This is a genomic window from Aeromonas sp. QDB68, from assembly GCF_027707405.1.
Taxonomy (GTDB): domain Bacteria; phylum Pseudomonadota; class Gammaproteobacteria; order Enterobacterales; family Aeromonadaceae; genus Aeromonas; species Aeromonas caviae.
Genome location: NZ_JAPCIQ010000154.1, coordinates 1,858 through 5,566 on the forward strand (window position 1 = coordinate 1,858; position 3,709 = coordinate 5,566).

General features: G+C 62.0%; 3 protein-coding genes. 1 reads left to right on the top strand and 2 read right to left on the bottom strand.

Going from position 1 to position 3,709, the window contains the following annotated elements; all coding sequences use genetic code 11:
- Nucleotides 1-167: 167 nt before the first annotated feature.
- Nucleotides 168-1,442 (bottom strand): glucose-1-phosphate adenylyltransferase, encoded by a 1,275-nt coding sequence (glgC, locus tag PG892_RS21365; protein WP_101618122.1) that lies wholly within the window; start codon nucleotides 1,440-1,442, stop codon nucleotides 168-170.
- Nucleotides 1,443-1,630: 188 nt separating this feature from the next.
- On the opposite strand from glgC, the gene PG892_RS21370 reads away from it, so the two are divergent.
- A complete protein-coding gene (locus PG892_RS21370) occupies nucleotides 1,631-3,268 on the top strand; it encodes an EAL domain-containing protein (protein ID WP_161507980.1) in 1,638 nt (545 codons plus the stop codon).
- Here PG892_RS21370 and PG892_RS21375 read toward each other — a convergent pair.
- The coding region (locus PG892_RS21375; protein WP_101618118.1) for a hypothetical protein at nucleotides 3,231-3,709 on the bottom strand (479 nt) is incomplete at its 5' end. The two genes, PG892_RS21370 and PG892_RS21375, sit on opposite strands and share 38 nt — an antisense overlap.

A 3,709-nucleotide genomic window follows, 5' to 3' on the forward strand; every position in this document is an offset into this window, starting at 1 on the left:
CGCCGGCAGCGACACCGACGAAGATGGTGTCCCGCAAGTGACCGCCGCCGGTGGCAAGCATGGCACCGCCATGGTGATGGCCGGCAAGGCCCTGGTCAGCGAGAAATAAATCGACCACCAATAGAAAGGGAGCCCAGGGCTCCCTTTTTTTGTCTGTGTCGACGAGGTTAGCCGAGCTTGGTCAGCATCGGCTTGGTCACCAGCACGATGCCCTGCTCGGAGCGGTAGAAGCGGCGTGCATCCTCGTCCGCATTCTCCCCCACCACCAGGCCGTCTGGCAGCTTGCACCCCTTGTCCACCACCACCCGGCGCAAGCGGCAACCAGCCCCGATCTCGACCCCGGGGAAGATCACCGCCTGGTCCAGGGTACAGAAGGAGTGCACTCGCACGTTGGTGAACAGCACCGAGTTGAGCACGAAGGAGCCGCTCACGATGGAGCCCCCCGCGAACATGGAGTTGATGGTCATGCCGTGCTGGCCGTTTCTGTCCTGCACGAACTTGGCCGGGGGCGACATGTTCTGGCTGGTCCAGATGGGCCAGTTCTCGTCATAGATGTCGAGCTCGGGCACCACGGAGGCAAGGTCCATGTTCGCCTCCCAGAACGAATCCAGGGTCCCCACGTCGCGCCAGTAGGGTTTCTGCCCCTCCTTGGCCCCGACACAGGACATGTTGAACGGGTGGGCAAAGGCCTTGCCCTCTCCCACGATGCGCGGGATCACGTCCATGCCGAAGTCGTGCTTGGACTCCTGGTTGTGGATATCCTCTTCCAGCAACTGGTAGAGGTACTCCGCCTCGAAGATGTAGATGCCCATGGAGGCCAGCGAGCGATCCTCGCAGCCCGGCATGGCGGGCGGATTGGCCGGTTTCTCCACGAAGGCGCGGATCTTGCGTTGCTCGTCGATGTCCATGACGCCGAAGGCCGATGCCTCGCAGCGTGGTACCTCGATACAGGCCACCGTCACCTTGGCGCCGAGGCGCACGTGATCGAGCAGCATGGCGGCGTAGTCCATCTTGTAGATGTGATCCCCTGCCAGCACCACGATGTACTTGGGACCGTAGTCACGGATGATGTCGACGTTCTGGTAGATGGCATCTGCGGTGCCGCGATACCAGTGCACCTCGTCCACCCGCTGCTGGGCGGGCAGCAGGTCGATGAACTCGTTCATCTGGTAGCGCAGGAAAGACCAGCCCGATTGCAGGTGGCGCAACAGGCTGTGGGACTTGTACTGGGTCATCACACCCACCCGGCGGATGCCGGAGTTGATGCAGTTGGAGAGCACGAAGTCGATGATACGGAATTTGCCGCCAAAGTGGACGGCGGGCTTGGCGCGGTTATCGGTCAACTGCTTCAGGCGGCTGCCCCGTCCCCCTGCGAGCACCAAGGCCATACTCTGATTCAATAGTTGCCGTGCTTTGGCGGTGTCTACGGGTTCTAGCAACATATCTACCTCTGCTCTGTTGGGGCTGTTTTCAACCCATCTTCGCTTTTTTTACAGACCATGAAAATGTTTTCACTCACATTTAGTTGCATTCCGCCGGCGCTTTATCGTGGAGTTGCGTGAGTACTCATGTTTTGCGCCAGCGACTTGGTTAGAATTTCTACATCATGAACATCATCAAGGATGAAACGATGTTGAATAAACATGAGGGAAACCTGCTGCTGGTCAGCGCACTGGTCTGCATTCCCATGCTGCTGTTGCAGGGAGTGCTGCTCGCCCCCCCCGCCTCACCGCTCACCCTGCTGCTGGTCCTGATGACCACCCTGACGGGATTCGCCCTGCTGCTCTTTCTCACCCACAGCGTGCGCCGTGGAGAAAAGGCGAGGCAGGAGCAACGCTGGCTGCTGGCGCTGCAGCAGCGGGATCCCGCCATGCTCGACAGCGTACAGGCACAAACGGCTCTGCGCCAGCTCCTTGCGTCCTTCAATGAGGCCGAGATCGATGCCCACCGCCAGATCACCGAATTGCACAATCAGGCGACCCGGGACGAGATGACGGGCCTTGGCAACCGCCACGCCTTCCGGCGCGATCTGACCGAGCTGCTGCAACAGGAAAACACCCAGACCGCCATCCTGGTGCTCATCCGCGCCACCGAGCTCGGGACCCTCAACGCCCAGCGCGGCTTCCAGTCCGGAGATGCCTACATCCGGGACATCGCCGCCCTCATCAGCCACACCGTCAGCCGCTTCCCGGGCCACCGGGTCTATCGCATCTCGGGGGCCGATTTTGCCGTCCTGCTGCCCCCCCTGGCCCAGATCCCGCCCCATCTGCTGGGACGGGATCTGAAGCTCGCCTTCGATCGCTATCAGCACGATCACGAGCTCGAGAGCGCCGCCTACTCGGGCATGACCCGCTTGAGCAGCGAGCAGAAGATAGAGGCCATTCTGGCCCGGGCGGATCTCGCGCTGGCCCGCGCCCAGACAGAGGTAGTCAATGGCTGGGCCATCCAGCAGAACGACGAGGTGGTCGAAGTGCAGGGTCAGCGTCACTGGACCCAGGTGCTGACCGATCTGCTGGAGCAGGAGAGCGTCAACTTCACCTGCCAGCCCATCCAGCCCCTGCATCGCGGCATGCTCGCCTATCACGAGATCTATCCCCGCTTTTGCAGCAGCGACGGCACCGTGCTGCCAAGCGATACCCTGCTCGCCATGGCGCAGCGGCTGGACATGGTACTGCGCCTGACCCAGATAGTGATCCGCCACGTCATCCGCCAATACCGCGCCTTCGGAGGCCACAACAGCCGATGGGGTCTCAATCTGCCAGGCTCCCTGCTGCAAAACAGCGCCTTTCTCATCTGGCTGGATCACCAGTTGCAAAAAGACCCCGACATCGGGGCCAACCTGGTGTTCGAGCTCGACGAGGAGCACCTGGAGCGCAACCTGACCGGGTCCAGGCGGCTGTTCGAGCTGCTCAGGCGCCACGGCAGCCGCTCGGCCATCTGCAACTTCGGCAAGGGGATCGGCTCCTTCAGCCTGTTTCGCGAGCTCAAACCCGACTACATCAAGCTGGACCCCGGACTCATCACCGAGCTGGAGCAGGATCTGACCAATCAGCAGTTCGTGCGGATGATCGTCGACGTCTCCCATCGCATGGGCTGCCTGGTGATCGCGGAAGGGGTGGAACAGATAGGCCAGAAGCAGATGCTGCAGAGCATGTATGTGGACGGCTTGCAGGGCTACCTCATCGCCCGGCCCCAGGAGCTGGGACCGGAGATCGGTCAGATGGGGATCTTCACGGAGACGGTTTCAGCTTCAACAGGGTCAGAATGATGTCGTTGAGCTGGCGATAGCGCTCCAGCTCCTTCTGATCGTAACGGGTCGCCAGCATGGTCGGGTTGTGGCGATGCTTGAGGTAGCGGTTGATCTGCAGGCGGTTGAACCCGGCCACCTTGTAGATCTGGCCGAGCAGGGCATTGAGCTCGTCGTCCGCCAGCCCGGCCCGGGTCAGGTAATCGGGTTGGGACGGGCTCTCCTGGCGGGCCGTGACCTTCTCCAGCTGGCCACGCTCCTGCAAATAGGTGAGCCACTGCTCCACGTAGAGCGGCTTGCAGCCCCCCAGCAGATTGAAGTAACCCACGGCATCGCAGCGGCACCCGCTCAGCAGCACCAGGGCCAGCTCGTCGCTGTCACACTGAAAGCTCACCGGGCCGCTCTGGCTCCAGTCCAGCGCCTGCACCTGGATCCTCCCCTGCGCCCCCGCCTTCGTGGTCA